Source organism: Streptomyces sp. NPDC004031, assembly GCF_053604375.1.
Window position 1 is genome coordinate 45,335 of sequence record NZ_JBSGHL010000049.1, and the last position, 20,503, is coordinate 65,837.

12 protein-coding genes are annotated in these 20,503 nt (G+C 74.5%); 6 read left to right on the forward strand and 6 right to left on the reverse strand.

From position 1 onward, the window contains the following. Positions 1-6: 6 nt before the first annotated feature. The 4 genes from ACWERV_RS27085 to ACWERV_RS27100 are packed head-to-tail and all read right to left on the reverse strand — an operon-like array spanning position 7 to position 7,529. Positions 7-3,366, reverse strand: a complete 3,360-nt coding sequence (locus ACWERV_RS27085) for an SAV_2336 N-terminal domain-related protein (protein ID WP_452937733.1) — start codon at positions 3,364-3,366, stop codon at positions 7-9. Position 3,367: 1 nt separating this feature from the next. Continuing rightward, positions 3,368-4,378 (reverse strand): AAA family ATPase, encoded by a 1,011-nt coding sequence (locus ACWERV_RS27090; protein WP_452937736.1) that lies wholly within the window; start codon positions 4,376-4,378, stop codon positions 3,368-3,370. After that, positions 4,375-6,519: a vWA-MoxR associated conflict system protein gene (locus ACWERV_RS27095; RefSeq protein WP_452937739.1), complete on the reverse strand. Its 2,145-nt coding sequence runs from the start codon at positions 6,517-6,519 to the stop codon at positions 4,375-4,377. Before ACWERV_RS27095 ends, ACWERV_RS27090 begins: the two co-directional genes overlap by 4 nt. After that, positions 6,516-7,529: a hypothetical protein gene (locus ACWERV_RS27100; RefSeq protein ID WP_452937742.1), complete on the reverse strand. Its 1,014-nt coding sequence runs from the start codon at positions 7,527-7,529 to the stop codon at positions 6,516-6,518. Before ACWERV_RS27100 ends, ACWERV_RS27095 begins: the two co-directional genes overlap by 4 nt. A 353-nt stretch (positions 7,530-7,882) precedes the next feature. On the opposite strand from ACWERV_RS27100, the gene ACWERV_RS27105 reads away from it, so the two are divergent. Both ACWERV_RS27105 and ACWERV_RS27110 read left to right on the forward strand, forming a co-directional pair. Then, entirely contained in the window at positions 7,883-10,489 is a 2,607-nt protein-coding gene (locus tag ACWERV_RS27105; protein WP_452937763.1) for a glycoside hydrolase family 9 protein, read from the forward strand. A gap of 223 nt (positions 10,490-10,712) precedes the next feature. Further along, positions 10,713-11,618, forward strand: a complete 906-nt coding sequence (locus ACWERV_RS27110) for a hypothetical protein (protein ID WP_452937744.1) — start codon at positions 10,713-10,715, stop codon at positions 11,616-11,618. Here ACWERV_RS27110 and ACWERV_RS27115 read toward each other — a convergent pair. Further along, positions 11,615-12,670, reverse strand: coding sequence for a LacI family DNA-binding transcriptional regulator (locus ACWERV_RS27115; protein ID WP_452937747.1), 1,056 nt, complete (start codon positions 12,668-12,670; stop codon positions 11,615-11,617). The genes ACWERV_RS27110 and ACWERV_RS27115 overlap by 4 nt on opposite strands. A gap of 336 nt (positions 12,671-13,006) precedes the next feature. Between ACWERV_RS27115 and ACWERV_RS27120 the strand changes: the two genes are divergently transcribed. The 4 genes from ACWERV_RS27120 to ACWERV_RS27135 are packed head-to-tail and all read left to right on the forward strand — an operon-like array spanning position 13,007 to position 19,023. Further along, positions 13,007-14,398, forward strand: coding sequence for a GH1 family beta-glucosidase (locus ACWERV_RS27120; RefSeq protein ID WP_452937766.1), 1,392 nt, complete (start codon positions 13,007-13,009; stop codon positions 14,396-14,398). Between the two features lie 5 nt (positions 14,399-14,403). Then, positions 14,404-15,912: a carboxylesterase/lipase family protein gene (locus ACWERV_RS27125; protein ID WP_452937750.1), complete on the forward strand. Its 1,509-nt coding sequence runs from the start codon at positions 14,404-14,406 to the stop codon at positions 15,910-15,912. A gap of 28 nt (positions 15,913-15,940) precedes the next feature. Further along, on the forward strand, positions 15,941-17,386 hold the full coding sequence (locus ACWERV_RS27130) for an aldehyde dehydrogenase family protein (protein ID WP_452937753.1): 1,446 nt from the start codon (positions 15,941-15,943) through the stop codon (positions 17,384-17,386). Further along, positions 17,383-19,023 carry a thiamine pyrophosphate-binding protein gene (locus ACWERV_RS27135; protein WP_452937755.1) on the forward strand — a complete coding sequence of 547 codons (1,641 nt, stop codon included), beginning with the start codon at positions 17,383-17,385 and terminating at the stop codon, positions 19,021-19,023. The genes ACWERV_RS27130 and ACWERV_RS27135 overlap by 4 nt, the downstream gene beginning before the upstream one ends. 46 nt (positions 19,024-19,069) lie before the next feature. On the opposite strand, the gene ACWERV_RS27140 is transcribed toward ACWERV_RS27135, so the two are convergent. Next, a partial coding sequence (locus ACWERV_RS27140; RefSeq protein ID WP_452937759.1) for a glycoside hydrolase family 30 protein occupies positions 19,070-20,503 on the reverse strand: 1,434 nt, incomplete at its 5' end.

Genomic DNA, 20,503 nt, shown 5'->3' on the forward strand with positions numbered 1-20,503 from the left:
CGCCGTCTAGAACTGCCCCTGCCGCGGGGCCTCCACCCGCAGCAGCTCGACGTCGTGGGCGGGGAGGGACGGCCGCCGGAGGAACACCAGCGTGACGGCCAGCTCCGTGGAGACGAAGGCGAAGCCGTTCTCCACCGCGAGCACCGTGATGTTGTGCGTCGACGACAGGTTGCGGTGCGGGACCAGGCCGTAGAGGAAGACGCGGCCGGGCACGTGCAGCTCGCCGCCCTCGTCGTCGTCGGGCGGGAACCCGGGGATCTCCGGGGTGTGCGGGCGCACCGAGACGATCAGCGGTTCGGTCAGTCCCTCGGGCAGGACGACGTCCTCGGGGGGCAGCAGCGTCCGCAGGTGCCATCCCTCGGCCACCGCCCGCTCGCTGAGGGACGCGCAGTAGGCCTCGACGGCCTCCGCCACCGAGCCGGGCGGCGGGACCGCCGCCGACGGCGGCCGGGGCGCGGGCGGGGCGTCCGGCGGCGGGGCGTCGACGGGCAGGTGCAGGGTCACCACGCAGGTGCCCGTCCCGCTTTCCCGGGCGACGGTCACCCGCTGGGCCAGGGCGGTGCGCTGCCGGTCCCTGGTCCCGCCGAGGGTGACGAGCACGGCGAACGAGGCGAGCCGGTCGTCCGGGGAGAGGGCGGCACCGGTGGACGGGCCCGCCCGCCGCCAGACCGATCCGCCGGAGAGGTCCAGCACCTCGACCGGCACCACCAGCGTGGGGTCCTCGTCGCGCGCACGGCAGTGCAGGGCGAACTGCAGCCCCTCCTCGACGCTCACCTCCCCGGCCGCCAGGAAGCTCTCCAGCCGGCCCCTGAAGGCGTCGCGGCCCTGCTCCCGCCGTCCCCGCGTCCACGCGGCGAGGAAGCCGACGAACGTGCCCATCACCCGTTCCGCGGCGGCCGCGACCCTGCTCGCCGTTTCGTCCAGCCGCAGCTCGCCGAGGACGCGGGCGAGCAGCCGCTCCACGGACGCGTCGGACGGGGCCTCCGTCCGCGCGGGCGCGGAGGCCCGGTTGCGGACCAGCGCGGGGGCGGCCTCGTGGTCCTCCTCCCGGACGCCCGAGACGCGGTAGGCGGCGGAGCCCTGCGCCAGGGCGGTGGCGCTGCCCACGAGTGCGCGGGCGGTCAGGAGGGGCGGCGCGGAGGGCACCCCTTCCGCAGCCGTCCGCAGGAGGTCCTCGGTGAAGGCCGGCGGACCCGCGGACGCGTACCGCGCCGTGAGCCACGTCGTGCTCTGGCGGCCCGCGTCCGGGGGCGGGGACGGGTGCTCCGCCTCTGCGGGCAGGCACAGGTCCTGGATCACCACGACGTGGGCGACGTCGAGACTGCGCAGGGTGGGCACCGGGCCGCCGGGGAGTGTCCCCAGGCCCGGGGACCGCTCCGTGCCGCCCTCCCCGTGGCCGATCACGTAGACGAGCAGGGCGTCGGCCGCCGTCGGGGCGATCCGGGCGATCGCGTCCCTCGTCTGCCCGTTCGTGGGATCGACGAGTCGCACGCACCGGTCGGGCGGCAGGTTCCACCCGTCCGGCGAGGTGAGCAGGGCGGCGACGTCGTCCAGAGCCGCGACCACCGCGTCCGCGTACGGGCCCGGCCCGCTGCCCGTGGTGGTGTCACCGACCAGGAGGGCGGCGCTCGCCGCGGGGTCCGGCAGCTCGTGCCGGGCTTCCGCGGCGCCGGCCGGTCCGCCGTCCGCCGGGAGCCACCGGGTGCGCTCCGCCCCGGCCCGCAGCGCCGCCATGACCTCGGCGGAGGCATAGGCGAAAGGCCGCAGGGACTCCGGCAGTTCGTCGGTGTCGAGCGCGGCGAGCGCGTTCAGCCCCCGGCCCGGCAGCCGGGTCCGCTCGGCGATGTAGCGGCTCAGCGCGTCGAGGACCTGCCATGCGTCATGGCGTCCGGCGATCTTGCTCAGCGGGGCGCGGGCCTGCTCCCGGAAGGTGACGAGCTGTGTGTCCTGCTCCGAGGTGCGGATCTCCAGCACGCCGCTCATCAGCAGTTCGGCGATGTCGGACGTGGTCGCCTCGGGGATGACCTCCTGGCGGATGAGCTGGATCAGCGGCAGGCTCAGCCGCCGGAAGGGGCTGCAGATCGCGGCCAGCCGGATGGCCGGGCGCGAGGCGGTGCGGAGGAAGGCCCGGACGTGGTCGGGGCTTCCGGGTCCGCCCTCGTCCTCCCCCCAGGGGACACGGCCCGCGCCCGGCGGGTCCGGCGGCTGCGGGTCGGTGAACGGGGACTCGCCCCCGGCGCCGCCCGGCCCGGTGAACGGCGACTCCGCCTCGCCGAACGGGAAGCCGGTGAACGGCGACTCCGGTCCGCCGAACGGTGTCACCAGCACCGCCTCGTACCCTTCGGGCGCGCCCCGGACGAGTCCCCGCGCCCACCGCTGGAGCGCGTGGGCGGTCAGGGTGAGGGTGGGCACGGCCACGTAGCGGCTGGTGTCGCCCAGTACGGCGCGCAGGTGCGGGGGCACGGTGTAGGTGAGAGCGGTGTTGCGCTCGCCGGGGAGCCGGTTGCGCACCCGGACCGCGGGCAGGTCGAGGGCGGTGCGGTGCCACAGGCGTGACGGCAGCGGGTTGGCGATGGAGAGCGATCCGCGGCCCGCCCAGTCGCGCAGCATCTGCCACACCTCGGCCCCGTACCAGGCGGGTGCGACGCAGTCGGACACGACGAGCACCAGGCGGCGGCCGTCGGGGGACGTCACACCGTGCGAGCCGACGAGCCGGCCGTGGGCGTCCGTCACGTACGGATGGGGTTCGGTCGACAGCCGCCACCGCTGCACCTGGCGGAAGGCCCCGGAGTTCTCCAGCAGCGCGGCGAACTCCTCGACCGCTTCGTGCCAGACCTCCATGGACAGGTGGGTGTCGACCACCAGCAGGATGTCGAACCATCGCTCCGGCAACGGGCCGATGACCGGGAGGAGTTCGCCGCCGCGGCTGTAGGAGTCGATGGTGGCGGCCAGGTCCAGGCCGGAGCGCCGGCCGTTGCGGAAGCGGCGCATGAACGGGCGCAGCGAGCGGGCCAGTTCGACTGCCTGCGGCAGGGCCCGCCCGGAGGCGACGGTCACCCGCGCGCCGCCGGTGTCCTCCTGCGCGTCATGGTTCTCGTACAGCCGGTACGGGGTGTGCCGCGCGCCTTCTGCGGGGTCCGCGCGGCCTGCGGGCGGTTCCGGCGGCGGCAGCGCGGCGGCCGGCGGCGGGGATGCGGACGGTGCTGGCGCCGCAGCAACGTCCGCTGCGGCGGACGGGTCCTCACCTGCGCTCCCGTGCTGCTGCCCGGACGCGGCGGCCAGCCACAGGACGTCCGCGACGAACGCCGCGTCGTGGTATTCCGGCGGCAGCACGCCGATGAGGGCGTCCAGCACCCGTCCGAGCACGTCACGCCCCGGACAGGTTGCGCAGCAGGTAGCGGATCAGCCGCTCGCGCTGCTCCCCGGTGGGCCCCTGGCTGTCCGTCACCAGCTTGACGGCGTTCAGCAGCTGGTCGACGGCCAGCGCCTCCCCGCGCGCGACCCGGCTGACGAACTCGTCGACCAGGGCGGAGGCCTCGTCCGTCACCGCCTGCCCGACGTGTGCCTCGACCGCGGAGCGCAGCAGGTCCGCGGACAGCGGCGGCATGTCGTAGCGGATGGAGCGGCGCAGGAAGGGCGCGGGGAATTCCCGCTCCCCGTTGCTGGTCATCACGATGAAGGGGAAGCGGTCGCACTGCACCCGGCCGTTGCGGATCCCGTAGGGCGGCAGTTCGTCCGCGGCCTCCTCGCCGTCGCCGCGCCAGCGCCGGACCGGCACCACCGGACGGCGGTTGCGGACCAGTTCGGGTATCTCGTAGGCGCCGCGCTCCAGGACGTCGAGCAGGTCGCTGGGCAGGTCCAGGTCGCTCTTGTCGATCTCGTCGATGAGCAGGGCGCGCGGCCGGGTGGCGTCGGGCAGCAGGGCCGTTCCCAGCGGCCCCAGCTGGAGGAACGCGGCGATGTCGTCCGGGGCGTGCGCGGCCGTGTCCCGTTCCGGCTCCGTCCCGGGCTCCGGCTCGGCCTGCGGTCGCTGCGCGGACTGGGCCAGGCGGAGGGTGTGGATGTGGCCCAGCGCGTCGTAGCGGTAGAGCCCGTCGGACAGCGTGCTGCGGGAGGTGATGTGCCAGCGCAGCACGGGGCCGAGCCGCAGTTCGTCGGCCACCTGCTCGATGACGGTGGACTTCCCGCTCCCGGCCGGACCCGTGATGAGCAGCGGGCGGTGCAGGAAGACGGCGGCGTTGACCGCGTCGACGAGTCCCTGCGGCGGCTGGAAGGTGTGCGGCGCGGAACGGCGGGGGAAGGTCCGCCACGGCGGCGGTTCGGGGAGGACGACATCGTGGGGCTTGCCCGTGCCGTTGTAGTAGGCGTTCCAGCTCATCGCGCACTCCCTGCTGACAGCATGACGTTTCCCTGGAACCACCGGCAGAAGTCGAGCCAGGGCAGGTCGTGCCACGCGGCCCGCAGTTCGGCGAGTTCCGCGAGGCGGTCGTCGCCGTCCTCGGCGCCCGGCGGGCAGTCGGCCGTGCCGCTCTGCCCCGACCAGCGCAGCTGGTGTGCGCGGACGAACTCGGCGGGCAGCTTCTCCCAGTACCGCGCCAGGGCGGGCGGCGGCTCGTGCACGACGTGGTGCTCCTCTCCCGGCCACAGCAGCACCGGGGTGTAGGGGAGCAGGGTCTGGACGAGTTCGGTGAAGTCGCGCGAGCGCTGGCCGATGCCGATCGCCCACTGGTAGGAGCCCTTCCGCAGCTGGTCGCGCAGATGCTTCCCGTCGCCCGTCGCGAGCGGGTCCAGCCAGTCGACCGGTGCCTGGCCGGTGGTGAGGACGTGGTGCTGCCACTGGGTCAGGCGGGTCCGGGCGGTGTCGTTGATGCCGCGGAAGTGGCGGGGCACGAACAGCCGGTCGGTCCAGCGCAGCACCACCGTGCGGTCCACGCCGAGGAGGTAGAGGCCGACCTCCACCTCCTCGGGCCGCCAGGTCGGCAGCAGCGCGGCGGGCACCACCATGTCGATGTGGTGCAGCCGGGCGTCGGCGGGGAGCTGGTCCTCCGCCCAGTGCACCACCTCGGTCAGCGCCTCCTCGACGCCGGCCTGCGTCGGCACACAGGGGAAGGACTTGAGCGGCAGGGTCTCCTCGCCCCTGCGCAGCCAGACCGACAGCGAGTCGGGCCAGTCGATACGGGCCGCGTGCAGGCTCACCACCAGGCTCGTCTCGCGCTGCCGCTGCTGGTACCGGGACCACTCGCGGGCGTCGTTGAGTTCCACCGTGACGCCGTGGGCGTCGGCCCACTGCTGGACGTCGCTGCCGGACGCGTCCAGCTCGCAGGCCTCGGCGACGGCGACCACGCAGCGGGCCACGGCCTGCACCGGCGTCCGGCGGCCGTCCATGGTGGTCTGGCGCAGCGCCGCGTGCTCCAGGAAGTACGTGAGCAGGCCGCTGCCGGACAGTCCCGGGTCGGCGCGCAGCGGTTCGTGGGTGTCGCGCCGCAGGGTGTTCAGTTCGGCCATCGCCCGGTGCACCGTGTAGCTCGTCAGCTCACGCCCGGCCCACTTGAGCAGGAACGCGGCGGTGTCGTGCGCCAGCAGCAGCGCGTCGGCCACCTCGCGTACCCGCAGCGCGGCGAAGTCCTGGCTGCGGGCGGCGAGTTCGCGCAGCCTGAGCAGACCGTCCCGGCCGCCGGTCTCGCCGGTCTCGGTCCCCTGCGGCCACGCCCGCAGTGCCGCGGCCAGGTCGGCCCGTCCGATCCGGCCCAGTCCCCCGGTGGTGTTCACCGGCCCGCGCCGGGCGTTGACCGCGAGCCACAGCCCGTCCTCGGACGCGGCGGGCACACCGTCGTAGAGCAGCGCGACGGCGTCCTGGCTCCGCAACGCCCCGATCAGCGCGTCGCGGTAGAAGCTCACGGGTACGAACTCGCCCGCGTCGTCGAAGCCCTCCCGGATCCGCCGGGTGATCTGCCGGGTGAAGTCCAGCGCGTAGGCGGGTTCCCCGGCAGGGGCCGCGGCGAGCACCGCGACCCGCACCTGACCGCCCTGGAACCCTCCGGCCAGCGCCTCGGACGTGGCCAGCCCGGCGCCGGACTGGCACGTGTCGAGCAGCACGATGACCCCGGCCACGCCCTGCTGGTTGGCCGCCGCCGTGATCAGGCCGTTCACGTCGACCGAACTGTTCGCGTCCTCCGGCAGGGAGTTGCTCGCCATGTAGTAGAGGCGCGACGCACCGCGCGGCGACTGCCCGTGGCCGACGAAGGCCAGGACGAGGACGGCGTGCGCCTCCCCCGCCCGCACGATGGCTCCCCGGACCGCGGCCTCGACGGCGGGCTGGTCGGCGCGCCCCGACCGCACGAGCTGCGCGGCGGGTGTCCTGCTCCCCCGGCAGGCGCCCAGCGCGGGGTCGGTGAGGACGCCGTGCAGTTCCTCCGCCACCTCGACGAGACCGGTGAGCGGCTGTTCGGCCTCGCACTGGGTCGCCACCACCAGGCAGTGCCTGGCCCGGTGGACCGGGTCCGGGACCACCGCGTTCATGACGGGACGGCGGAAAGACGCGCGACCGCGGCCATCACCGGTTCGGCGACTTCCTCGCGCCGCAGGTAGGTGGTGGCCGGATGCGTCCACAGGGCCCGGGACGACAGCGGCACCGGCTCGGGCCGTACCCCGCCGGGGCCGGGCGCCACCAGGTCGGCGAGGCGGCGCCGGGGGACGACGGGGTCGTCGCCGTCCCAGAGGTCCAGCCACCGCTCCACGGTCGGCGGCACCGCAGGGGGCCGGGGCGAAAGCCGCTGCCAGATCAGCGCGTTGGTCGCGAGGGGCGATCCGAGGGTGACGAAGAGCGGGACGGGACCCCCGTACTCGGCGAGGGCCTCCAGTGCCACCACGGAGCCGAGGGAGTGTCCGACGACGATCGCCGGCCGCCGGGGATCCAGGACGTCGAGCACCCGGGCCCTGATCCGCGCGTCCAGCGTCGTCGTCCGGCCGTCCGGACCGGGTCGTTCCTCGCCGCGGCGCAGGTAGCGTCCGGGCTGGGACAGGATCCCGAAGGCCCGGACGGCGCTGGCCCGCTGCACGCCGGTCTGCACCCCGGGTAAGCGGGCGAGTTTCGCGCACACCGCCGCGGCCCGGCGGACCACGCCGCCCACTCCCTCCTGTTCCAGGGGCCGCCCGGCCGGGTCCACCGGCTCCGGTTCCGCCTGGACCCGCAGCCGGGCGAGCGCGGCGGCCTGACCGGGCTCGGACGGGACCGGTAACGCGTCGATGACCTCGCACACGACGGCGAGGGTGAGCAGCGCGAGCTCCTCGTCCTCCTCCGGCCCGCCGGGGCCCTGCTCGTGGCGGCCGGATCCGAAGAGGTCGCCGTAGTGGGCGAAGGCGGTGTCCACCGCCCAGTCCATCGTCAGACCCGACACGGCGTCCGCGTACCCGGCCTTCCTCGCACCCTCGGCCAGCGCGCTCTTCCAGCTGTGCCGCTCCTCGTCCACCTCGCGCGGCCCGCCGATGCCGTGGACCAGCACCAGCTGCGGTTTGCCCGTCGTCCCCACGACCGTCCTCCCCCTGCCCCCGCCCTGTGCCCGACGGCCGCGGAGGCCGTCCTCGTAAGAGCGATGAAACCGTACCAACGTACGCATCACGCGGTGCGGTAATCGGGTCACATTCACGGACAACCCACGGCCGATCCCCCACCGTCCGCCGCGCCGTCCGACGGCGCCGCTCGCGCCGCCCACCCGGAAGCGGCGCGGCCGGGGCCCGGCACGGCCGTCTTGACGGCGCTCCCGGTTCCCCCGAAACTTTCGTGGGAGCGCTCCCATCCTCACTTCCACCCCAGAAGGAGCACCCCGTGATCCCCCACTCACTCCGCTCCCACCCGCCGAGACCGCGCGGGCGGGCCCGGCGGCTGCGTTCCCGCGTCCTCGGGACGCTGGCCGTGGCCGGTCTCCTCGGCGCCGCGCTGGCCGCCCCGGCGGGTGCCGCGACCGGCGCCGGCGACGAGGCGCCGGAGCAGATCGTCAACGGCGACTTCTCCGGCGGCGCCACCGCCCCCTGGTGGTGGACGGACAACAACCCGGCCTCCGTGGTGGACGGCCGGCTCTGCGCCGACATCCCCGCGGGCACGACCAACCCGTGGGACGCCATCATCGGGCAGAACGACCTGCCCCTCCTGGCCGGTGAGAGCTACACGCTCAGCTACACCGCGACCGCCTCCGTACCGGTCACGATCACCACCAACGTGCAGATGGCCGTCGACCCGTACACGACCGAGCTGTCCGAGCACGACCAGCTCACCGACGCCGCGGTGCCGATCGTCCACACCTTCACCGCCCGCACGGACAACGACGCCGCGCAGCTCGCCTTCCAGGTCGGCGGCAGCTCCAAGGCGTTCACCCTGTGCCTCGACGACATCTCCCTGCGCGGCGGTGCGGAACCCCCCGTCTACACGCCCGACACCGGCTCCCCGGTCCGGGTCAACCAGGTCGGCTACCTGCCCGGCGGGCCCAAGGACGGCACCTTCGTCACCGAGGCGACCGACCCGCAGACCTGGACGCTGAAGAACGCGGCCGGGACCGCAGTCGCCACCGGTGCCACCGTGCCCGGCGGCACCGACCCGACCTCCGGCCAGAACGTCCAGACGTTCGACTTCAGCGGCTACACCACCACCGGCGACGGCTACACCGTCACCATCGGCGACCAGACGAGCGAGCCGTTCACCATCGCCGACGACGTCTACGCCGCGCTGCGGACCGACTCGCTCGCCTACTACTACGACCAGCGCAGCGGTATCGCGATCGACGGCTCGATCGCCGGAGCCGCCTACGCCCGCCCCGCCGGGCACCTGAACGTCGCCCCCAACACCGGTGACAACCACGTGCCCTGCCAGCCGGGCGTGTGCGACTACACCCTGGACGCCGCGGGCGGCTGGTACGACGCGGGCGACCAGGGCAAGTACGTGGTCAACGGCGGCATCGCGGTCTCCGAGCTGATGAACGCCTACGAGCGCACACTGACCGCCCACGGCGCCGACGGCGCGCCGCTCGGCGACGGCAAGCTGAAGGTGCCCGAGCACGGCAACGGCGTGCCGGACATCCTCGACGAGGCCCGCTGGGAACTGAACTTCCTGATGGAGATGCAGGTCCCCGACGGTCAGCAGCTGGCCGGCATGGCCCACCACAAGCTGCACGACCAGGCCTGGACCGGGCTCCCGCAGGCGCCGGACAAGGACGCGCAGCCGCGCCGGCTCCACCCGCCGTCCACCGCGGCCACCCTCAACCTGGCCGCGGCCGGCGCCCAGTGCGCCCGGCTGTTCCGGCCCTACGACGCCGCCTTCGCCGACCGCTGCCTCACCGCGTCGCAGAAGGCGTGGACCGCGGCCCTGGCCCACCCGGACCTCTACGCCGACCCGAACGACGCCACCGGCGGCGGCGCCTACAGCGACGACAACGTCACCGACGAGTTCTACTGGGCCGCGGCGGAGCTGTTCATCACCACCGGCGAGGACACCTACCGCCGGGCGGTCCTCGACTCCCCGCTGCACGGCGACACCGCCGCGGTCTTCCCGCCCGACGGGTTCTCCTGGGGCTCCACCGCGGCGCTCGGCGCGCTGGACCTGGCCACCGTGCCCAGCAAGCTGACGGCCGACCAGCTCGCGGGCGTGCGCGCCATGGTGACGCAGGCCGCCGACGGCTACGCCCGGGACTCCCGCGACGCGCTCTACGGCCTGCCGTACGCGCCCGCGGGCAACCACTACGTGTGGGGCTCCAACAGCCAGGTCCTCAACAACGCGGTCGTGCTCGGCGTCGCCGCCGACCTGACCGGCGACACGGCCTACCGCGACGCGGTCGTGCACGCCCTCGACTACGTCCTGGGGCGCAACCCGCTCAACCAGTCGTACGTCACCGGTTTCGGCGAGCGCAACTCGCACAACCAGCACAGCCGCATCTGGGCGCACGAACTCGACGCGGACCTGCCCAACCCGCCCGCGGGCACCCTGGCCGGAGGCCCGGACAACGCGCTGGAGGACCCCACCGCGCAGAGCAAGCTGACCGGCTGCGCACCGGCCATGTGCTACATCGACGACATCGAGTCGTACTCCACCAACGAGAGCGCCATCAACTGGAACGCGCCGCTGGCCTGGGTCGCCTCCTACGCCGACGACCTCGGCATCGCCGGGGAGGGCGGCGGTACGGCGCCCTGCCAGGTCACGTACACCTCGTACCGGTGGAGCGGCGGCTTCACCACCCTGGTGACGCTTCGGAACACCGGCACCGCGCCGCTGTCCCCGTGGAAGCTGACGTGGTCCTTCGCCGACGACCAGCGGATCACCGACCGCTGGCAGGCGGAGATCTCCCAGAACGGACGGGACGTCACGGCGGGGCCGGTGAGCTGGAACGCCACCCTGCCACCCGGCGCGTCCGCCGGTTTCGGCTTCAACGGCACATCGAGCGGCCAGGTGAGCGATCCGAAGGCGTTCACGGTGAACGGCCGTACCTGCGCCACAACCGGGTGACGGGCGGGCGCCGCTGAGCGCCGCCGTGCCCGGCGCCCGTCCCGGTCCGCGCGTGGGCGTCGGGGGCAACTCGGGTGACAGCCCGCGCGCCACCCGGCGCGCGGGCTAAAATCCCAGCGGACGGGTCCGGGGCCGTGGCCTTCCGCACCACCGGGGTCCGGCGTGCGGGACCGCGCGGTACCGGCGGAGCGCCTTCGGCGCCGGCACGAGAGGCGAGGCTCCCTTGCGCGACCACGAGAACACCCGCGACGCGGGAGTCCGCGCCCCACGCAGCGCACGTACCGCCCGCACCGCGGCCGCCGGGCCGGCGCGCCCGGTGCGGCGCGGTCCGCTGGGCCTCCAGGCCACGGCCGGCAACGCCGCGGTGGTCCAGATGCTCCGCCGGACGGGCGGGGACAGGAGCCTGCGGGACGAGGAGGACACGGCCGAGGCCGCCCGTGTCCTGACTCCGCCCGCGCGGACACGGGCGGCGACGGCGGAGCGGAGCGGGACGGCGGAGACCTCCGCCGGCGAGGTGCTCCAGCGCGTCTCGACCCGGGGCGCCACCGGGAGTCTGCCGCTGCCCGCGTGGGACCGGCACCCTCCGGTGTGGACCGCCCCGGTCTTCGGCGCGGCGGCCAACGGCGGCCCCCTCCAGCGGATGGGCGGCACGAGCGTCAAGGTGACACTGGGCCCGAGCGTCAACGCGTCGGCGTTCTCGTACAGCGGCTCACGCCCCGGCGCCACCGAGTGCACCCTGGTCAACGAGCTGAACGCCCGGGACGGCAGCGGCTGGGTCAAGGGCCACCTGTGGAACGACAACCTGGGCGGCCACGGGGTGTCGCAGAACCTGACGCCCATGACCAACACCACGAACCGGAACTTCAACCATGAGTTCGAGGAAAAGCTCAAGCTGATGCTCCTGAAGTGCACCAACCACGCACAGCAGAACCCCAACTCGCCTTTCTGGTACGGGGTCACCTTCACCGTCGCCACCGACGGCAGGATGTCCACCGACGCCACCACGCTGGAGTACCTCGTCCCCGGCGGGGTCAGGTACACGGCGCGCTATGTGCAGATGGACAGAACGACGAACGCCGTCACCCCCGTCGCCGCCGCCCCGCAGGGTTTCCCGGCGGTGATCAGCTAGGGGCGGGACCGCGGGGCCGGCGGGGGCGGGGCCGTGGAGCCGCGGGGGACCAGGATGGGGACCTGGGCGGCGTGGGAGACGGCCTCGCGGTGCGTCATCACGTCGAAGAGCGTCTCGGTGACGTCGGCCCCGAAGGAGAAGATGTCGTGCTGCATGGCCGAGAGCGTGGGCCGGGTCAGCTGGCACAGCTGGGAGTCGTCCCAGGCCAGCACCGACAGGTCCTGCGGCACGGACAGGCCGAACTCGGCGATGACGCCGAGTGCGGTGACGGCCATGATGTCGTTGTCGAACACGATCGCCGTGGGGCGCTCGGGTGACAGCAGCAGCGTGCGGCAGGCGCGGCTGCCCTGGTCGGCGGAGAAGTCGGCGACCACGGTGCGCGCGGTCAGGCCGAGCTGCTGCGCGGTCTCGGCGAACGCCTTGGTGCGGATGGCGCTGTGGCCGAGTTCGGCGGGGCCGCTGACCCGGGCGATGGTGCGGTGGCCGAGGGCGGCCAGGTACTGCACGGCCTCCGCGGTCGCGGCGGCGTCGTCGGTCCACACCGAGGCGAACGGGCCGGCGAGCGAGGGGTGCCCGACGACGACGGCCGGCAGGCCGATCTCCGCCAGCACCGGGATACGCGGGTCGTCCGTCCGCAGGTCGACGAGGATCGACCCGTTGACCCGGTTGCCCTGCCACCACCCGCGCTGGACCTCGATCTCCTCCTCGGGCTCCACCAGGCGGAGCAGCAGGGAGCACGAGTGCCGTGACAGCACGCTCTCGATGCCGGAGATGAACTCCATGTAGAACGGCTCCAGGCCGAGCATCCGGGCCGGGCGGGCGATCGCCAGGCCGACGGTGTGCATCGCCCGTCCCGACAGCGACTGCGCCGCCTGGTTCGGGCTCCACCCCAGCTCGCGGGCCGCCTGGAGGATGCGCTCCTTGGTCTTCGAGGACACGCCCGGCTTGTCGTGCACGGCGATGGTGACCGCGGACGGGGACACCCCCGCGAGTTTCGCCACGTCCTTGATCGTGGCCTTGCGACCCTCCTCCGACGCTGTCGTGCGAGCCACCAGGATGTCCACCTTCAGATCGTTGCCGGAAATACCGGGCCGCGAACCCGGGTAGAGCGCGCGAGTACCTGCGGTCCCCACCCGGCTCGGCCCGATACAACGCCCCTCACTTTAGCCTTTGACCGTTCGGAGCACCATGTCCCCCGGGACGGGCCGCCCGCGGTGGGAACGCCGGGCGGCCGACGTCCCACCCGAAGGCTACTCGAACGTTTTATGGACAGCTGTCCCCGGCCGCCCTAGGGTGAGGGCGCCTCGCCGACACCGCGGCCACCGGCCGGTCGGCTCTTCCGGACGAGCAACGAGAACCGAGGGACCGCCGTGCCTGAACTCCCGCGTCTGTCCGACCGCGACGCCGCCGCCCTTCCGGTACCGGCGCGCGCCGGCCTGCTGCCGCCCGGATTCCGCTTCGGGGTGGCCACGTCCGCCTACCAGATCGAGGGGGCGGTGGACGCCGACGGGCGCACCGACTCGATCTGGGACACCTTCTGCCGGACACCGGGCGCGGTGACCGGCGGCGACACCGGACGGGTCGCCTGCGACCACTACCGGCTGATGCCGCAGGACGTGGACCTGATGGCGGGTCTCGGCGTGGACACCTACCGCTTCTCGATCTCCTGGCCGCGCGTCCAGCCGGGCGGGCGCGGACCGGCCAACGCGGCCGGGCTGGCCTTCTACGACCGCCTGGTGGACCGCCTGCTGGAGCGGGGCGTGGACCCGTGGGTGACGCTCTACCACTGGGACCTGCCCCAGGAGCTGGAGGACGCGGGCGGCTGGCCGCACCGCGACACCGCCCACCGCTTCGCGGACTACGCCGAGCTGGTCTTCGACCGGCTCGGCGACCGGGTGACGTCCTGGACCACGCTGAACGAGCCGTGGTGCGTCGCGACGTACGGGTACGCCGACGGCATGCACGCCCCCGGCCGCCGCGACCGGTCCGCGGCCATGCACGCCGTGCACCACCTGCTGCTGGGGCACGGCGAGGCGGTGCGCCGGATGCGGGCACGCGGCGGCCCGGAGCACTCCTTCGGCCTGACGCTCAACCTGACGCCCACGCTGCCCGCCACGCAGGACCCGCGGGACGTCGCCGCCGCCCGCCGCGCGGACGGCTTCGGCATCCGCATGTACCTCGACCCGCTGCTGCTGGGCCGCTACCCCGAGGACGTCGTCGCGGCCCTGCGGGAGGAGGGCATCACGCTGCCGGTCCGCGACGGCGACGCGGCGGTCGTCGCCACCGCGCTGGACGTCCTCGGCGTCAACTACTACTTCAGCGAACGGGTGCGCGCCGACGGCGTCCCCGTCCGCGAGGGCGGCACGACGGCGCTGGGCTGGCCGGTCACCCCGGAGGGGCTGACCGACCTGCTGCTGCGGGTGCACCGGGAGTATCCGGCGGTGCCGCTGGTGATCACCGAGAACGGCGGCGCCTTCCCCGACACGCTGCGGGACCCGGCGGGCGGCCGGGTCCGGGACACCGACCGCGTGGCGTTCCTGTCGGCGCACATCGACGCGGTCGCGGCCGCCTGCGCCGAGGGCGTCGATGTGCGCGGGTACTTCCCCTGGACGCTGCTGGACAACTTCGAGTGGGCGCACGGCTACGGCCCCACGTTCGGCCTGGTCTCGGTGGACCGGGAGAGCATGGAGCGCACCCCCAAGCTCAGCGCCCTGTGGTTCGCGCGTTTCCTGCACGGCCGCGTGGAGGCGGCCCGGACCGCGACCGGGCGCGCCCGCTGACCGTGGTGACCGCGCGCACCCCGTTCGGCAGCGTGCGGGGCAGGACCGTGCGCGGCCCGTACGGGGAGGCCGAGGAGTATCTCGGCGTCCCCTACGCCGGGATCGGGGGCCGCTTCACCGCGCCGGGCCCGCCTCCCGGCTGGACCGGCACGCGGGACGCACTCGCCCACGGCCCGGCGTGCCCGCAGGAGCCGTCCGGTACGGCCGGGCTGCACACCGACGAGCGGGACTGCCTGCACATGAACGTGTGGCGGCCCGCGTCCGGCCCGGGGGACGCCGGTCCGCTGCCGGTCATGGTGTGGATCCACGGGGGCGCCCACCTCTACGGGCACAACGCGAACCCCGTCACCCGCGGGGCCCGCCTGGCCGCGCGGTACGGCGTCGTCGTCGCGGCGCCCAACTACCGGCTGGGCGCGCTGGGCCACCTGACGCTCGACCACCTGCTGGGCCCGGAGTACGCGGACGCGTCGAACGCGGCCCTGCTGGACCTGGCCGCCGCGCTGCGGTGGGTCGGGCGGGTGGCGCCCGCGTTCGGCGGCGACCCCGGCAACGTCACCGTGTTCGGACAGTCGGCGGGCGGCGCGAACGTCGCCGCCCTGATGGCGATGCCCGCGGCCCGCGGCCTGTTCCGGCGCGCGATCGTCGAGAGCGGCAGCGCCGACCGGGCCCAGGACCCGGAGTACGGCCGGCAGCGCACCGCCGACCTGCTGCGGCTGTGCGGGCTGACCGAGCCGCGTGCCGAGGAGCTGCTCGCGCTGCCCGTCGGGCGGCTGGTGGCAGCGCAGCAGGTCCTGGTCCGCCGCCGTACCCGGCACCGGCCGGGCCCCGGCGTCGTCTTCCAGCCGACGCGGGACGGGCGGATCCTCCCCGCCGTCCCGGTCGACGCCGTCGCGGCCGGGAGTTCCTCGGACGTCGACCTCGTGGTCGGCACCAATCTCAACGAGGCCTCCGGCTACGCCCCACTGGACGCCCGCGGGGCGGGGATCCGCCCGGATCTGCCGGCGCTGCTGGCCCCCGCGGACTTCCCGCACGTCCACGACCTCGCGGGCCGGCTGCCCGGACGCCTCGGCCGCCTCCTCGGCAGGCCCGCCCGAACGGCCGAGACCGTCGAGGCGTATCTCGCCGAACAGCTCTACCGCGAACCGTCGAACCGGCTGCTGGACGCCCGCCGCACGGCCCGCGGCCGCACCTACGCCTACCTGTTCACCTGGGCCGCCCCCCACGCCCGCGAACGGCGCGGCGCGCACCACGGCCTGGAGGCACCCTTCGTGTTCCAGACCCAGGACCTTCCCGGGGCCCGCGCGGAGACCGGGGCGGCCCCTCCGGCGGACCTCGCCGCGGCGCTCGGCGCCTACTGGACCGGTTTCGCCCGCACCGGGGTCCCCGCCGGGGAGGGACTGCCGGTGTGGCGCCCGTACACCCCTCCCGCGCGTGCCACCGCCGTCCTCGACACCCCCGTGCGGATCGCCGACGACCCGCTGCGTCCGTTGCGCGAACTGCTGGCGCGCCGCTGAACGGCAGACGCCGGGAAAGCGGAATCGGATGTTCTCCGCGGCCGCCACGCAATTGTGCTCCGGGCCCGCCCGCGGTTCCCCGACCCGATGTCAGGACAGTTCCGGAACCGGCCGCCCCGGGGTAGATTCATGGGGAACGCCTGACGCGTTCACCCGTGCCCCGAACAATTCCGCAGCCTATTTCGCGCAATTGCGATCGCGTCACCGGGAAGCGGCGCGACGACCGCCCCGGCTCCTGTTCCGTCGTGTGACCACATCCTCGCCACAGCCGCACGGGAGGCCCGTTGTGAGCGATGCCCGCCTTTTGGCGACCGCCCTGGAAGACCGTGGCCGAAAACTCACCGAAGTGCTGACCGAAATGGCGACCCTGGCGAGCGCGACCGCGGAGATCGCGGCCGGGGCGCGGGCCCTGCGAGGTGCCGAACGGGAAATGGACGCGGCCGGGGCGATAGACCCGGCACTGCGTCTGACCGTGTTCCTCCCCTCCAACAACATCCTCTACAGTTGCGTGCTTTTCGGACTGATTCCGGCCACGTATCTCGGACAGGTGGACATGCGTCCGTCCTCCCGGGCCAAGGCGACCTACTTCGCGGTCATGGACGTCCTCTCGGACCTGCTTCCCCCCGGTGTGCGGATGTTCGACGAGACGCAGCGGGAATTCGTCCGGCGGGCCCGCGGATCGGATCTTGTGGTGTTCACCGGCAGGCTCGCCAACGGGCGGGAGCTGTACCGCGGCATGGCGGAGCCGAAGCCGACGTTCCTCGGCTTCGGCTCCGGCCCGAATCCCGTGGTCGTCGGCCCCGCGGCCGACCTGGGCGCCGCGGTCGGCGACCTGGTGACCGCCCGCCTGCACAACGGCGGCCAGGACTGCCTGTGCCCCGACGTGGTCTTCGTCCACGAGAGCCGGTCCGCGCAGTTCGGTGACCGGCTCCGTACGGCCCTGGCCGGTGTCCGGCCCGGCTCCCGCCGGGACGAGGGCCTGGTCAACTGCCCGCTGTCGTACGAGGACGCGTGGCTGCGCGCCACGGCCTTCCTCGACGAGCACCGCGACGCGGTCACCTGGCAGGGCCGCGGCGCCGCCGGGCGGTGGTTCGTCCCGGTCACCGTCGTGGAACGGCGGCTGGACGACCTGGGCGGGGTGCCGGAGCTGTTCGCCCCGGTGTTCAACGTGGTGTCCTACCCGGACGCCGACCGGCTGCTGTCCTGGTTCGAGGCCCCGGCGCAGCGCGACAGCGGCTTCTACGCGAGCGTCTACGGCGAACCCGCCTTCGACGGCAGGGGCGTGCTGGGGACCTCGGTGAACTGCGGTGCGCGGTCGGCCCTGGAGGCGGAGGACGGCAACCGGCCCTTCGGCGGCTTCGGCCGCGACGCGTCCTGGGTGCAGTCCGCCGACGGGCTGGCCGGACGCCCGCTGCTGGTCTCCGCGGAGGCCGCGCGGATCTCCGTGAAGTCCCCGGGGACGGCGGCCCGATGAGCGGCCGCGCCGCCGCGTGGGACATGCTCCTGGAACTCCTCACCGCCGGGGGCGACCGCCTGGTGTGCGGGGTCCCCGGCGACACCCCCGACCTGCTGGACGCGGCGGACGCCGCGGGCGGCAGCGTGCTGACCACCCGTGACCAGCGCACCGCCGTCTTCGCCGCCGTCGGGTGGTCGCGGGTACGGCGGCGCACCGCGGTCGTGCTGCTGCACGCCGGGCCCGGGTATCTCACCGCGCTCCCCGCCGTCTCGGAGGCGGCGTCGCTGCGCCAGCCCCTGCTGGTGCTGGTGGTCGACGCGCCGGAGGAGGGCGTGGGGCGCGGCGGCTTCCAGGAACTGGACCCGATGGACTTCCGCGGCGGTCTCTACGCGTGGTCCCACCGGGTCCGGAGCCCGGCCGAGCTGGGCTGGGCGGTGACACGCGCGCTGCGGACCGCGGAAGGCCCGGTGGGCGGCCCGGTGCTCGTGGCGCTGTCCCAGACGGCGCTGGACGGCCTGCTCGCCGAGCGCTCCGGGTGGGCGCGGGAGTGCCGGGCGCTCGCCGCGGATCCGCCGCCCGCGCCCACGGCGCCCTCCGCGAGCGGCGTCCGGGAGGCGGCCGCCGTCCTGCGCGGCGCCCGGCGCCCGGTCGTCCTGCTCGGCGGCGGGGCCCGCGACACCCTCGGGGACGGCCTCGCGACCGGCCTCGCGGCGCGGCTGGGCGCACGCGTGCTGGTCACCGCCTCCGGCCGCGGCGGCTACCCGGAATCGCGCCCCGAATTCGCCGGGGTCGCGGGCCTGTACGCGAGCCGCGACGGGCTGCGCGCCCTCGGCGGAGCGGACGTGATCCTCGCGCTGGGCACCGCGCTGGAGGAGACCGCCCGGACGGGCTGGACCCCGGCCGAGGGGGCCCGCCTGGTCCATGTCGACCACGACCCCCGGGTGCCGGGCCGGGTCGTCCCCGCCGCCCTCGGCCTCGTCGGGGATGTCCGCGAGACCGCCCTGCTGCTGCTGGAAGCCCTGCCCGCGTCCGGCGGCGACCGGCCGCCGCCGGACGCCGGTCGGGGGCCCGCTCCGGCGCCGGGGGCCGGGGGCACCGTGACCGCGCCCTTCTTCTGGCGCGCGCTGGAGGAGGCGCTGCGCGGGCTCGACCGGCCGGTGGTGCTGACCCAGGAGAACGGCCTGTGCGACCTGTGGGGTTACCACGTGCCCGTCTTCCGGCGTCCTGACCACGTCACCTGTGTGGTGCCGGGCGAGCAGACGGTCATGGGGTTCGGCTTCGGCGCCGCCGTCGGGGTCGCGCTGGCCGGGCAGCCGGCGGTGGGCGTCGGCGGCGATGTGGCGATGGAGTGCGCGCTGTCCTCGATGCTGGTGGCGGCCGACAGGGCACTCGACGTCCTCTATGTCGTGCTGCGCAACCGCTCCTTCGGCTGGCCGTCGCTCTCCCGGGCGGGCGGCCGGACCACCGCGTTCGACGGCGGGCGGGCCTATCCGGAGCTGTTCGCTGCGGCCGGGGCCCACGCGCGGGCCGTCACCTCGGCGGCGTCGCTCGCCCCGGCACTCGACGCGCTGCTGCGCCTGGGCGGCACCCGCCTGCTGGAGGTCGGGATCACCGGACGGCATGTCGTCCCCGGCGCCGCGGAGCACGTGCCGTGACCGGGCGCCCGGCCCGGGGGGCGCCCCCGGGCCGGGCGGGATGGGGTCAGCGGCCGCCCCAGGTGTAGGTGACGGTCGCGCCCGGGGCGACCGTGGTGGTCACCTGCACGCCCGGTGCGCTGATGGTGGTGGTGTGAGCGGCCGTGGCGCCGGGGTTGTGGACGACGAGCGCGGTGCTGCCGTCGGGGTTGGTGAACGCCGAGGCCTGGAGCGGGGCGGTGTCGCCCTCGGCGGCGGTGACGTTCGCGGCGACGCGGACCGCGCCGGGCCGGGTGAAGCGGGAGAAGTGCGCGAGGGTGTAGTAGTTGCCGGTGTAGGTGACGGCGCCGGTGGCCGAGTCGACGTCGACGGTGCCGTCGCAGCCGGTGCAGCCGCCGGTGTGCGGGCCGTGGTTCTCGTCCAGGGCGAGGTTCCAGAAGATCATGCTGCGGGCCCAGTTGTTCATGGCGCCGATGGTGCGGGTGACGCCGCCGCCGCTGCACTCGGTCTCGAAGACGTCCTTGCCCGGGAAGGACGCCTTGAGCGCGGTCTGCGCGGCGGGGTCGCCGTAGTAGCAGTGGTAGGCCGTACCCGAGATCCACTTGGCCGCGGGCGAGCCGAGCAGGTCGAACGGGTAGTTCGGCTCGGGGTCCTCCCCGGCGTCGACGTGCGACTGGACGTCGAAGGGGTGCTCGGCCCAGTTGTGGTCGAAGCCGAGAATCTTCGTGCCCAGGCCCGCCGCCTTCAGCAGCGGGCCGAGCCGTTCGATGACCGCCGCCTCCTGGGCGACGGGCAGGTCGGTACCGGGGTAGTCGGCGCGCAGCAGGGCCTGCGGCTCGTTCTGGACGGTGAGGTAGTCCACGCGGACGCCGGCCGCCGCGTAGGCCTGGACGAACTTCACCAGGTACCGGGCGTAGGCGTCGTAGATCCTGGGCGAGTCGATGAGCTTGCCGTCGATCATCGAGTCACCGGTCTTCATCCACGCCGGCGGGCTCCACGGGCTGGCGACGATCTGCAGTCGCGGGTTGAGGGCCTTCGCCTGCCGCAGCAGCGGCAGGATCTGCGCCGTGTCGTGGGCGACGGAGAAGTGCCGGAGCGCGTAGTCGGTCTGCCCGGCCGGTACGTCGTCGAAGCTGTAGTCGTACGTGGCGAAGTCCGACGCGCCGATGGGCTGGCGCAGCATGCTGAGGCCGATGCCCCGCTGCGGGGAGAACAGCTGGGTCATCAGGGCGTCGCGGTGCTTCTTGTCCAGCCGGTAGAGCACGGTGGCCGAGGAGTCGGTGACGGAGGCGCCGAAGCCGGTCAGCTGCTGGAACCGCAGGCCCGGGTCGACGCGGACGGTCGTGTCGGCGACCGCGGAGGTGGTGGTGACCGCGGTGGGGGCGTCGAGCTGCGGTCCGGTGGTGTGGAGCGGCTCGCCGCCCGCCGCCCCGGCCTCGCCGTGGAGGTGCGCGCCGAGGCCTCGCGGGACGCGCTGCTCGCCGCCGTACGCACCGGGGAG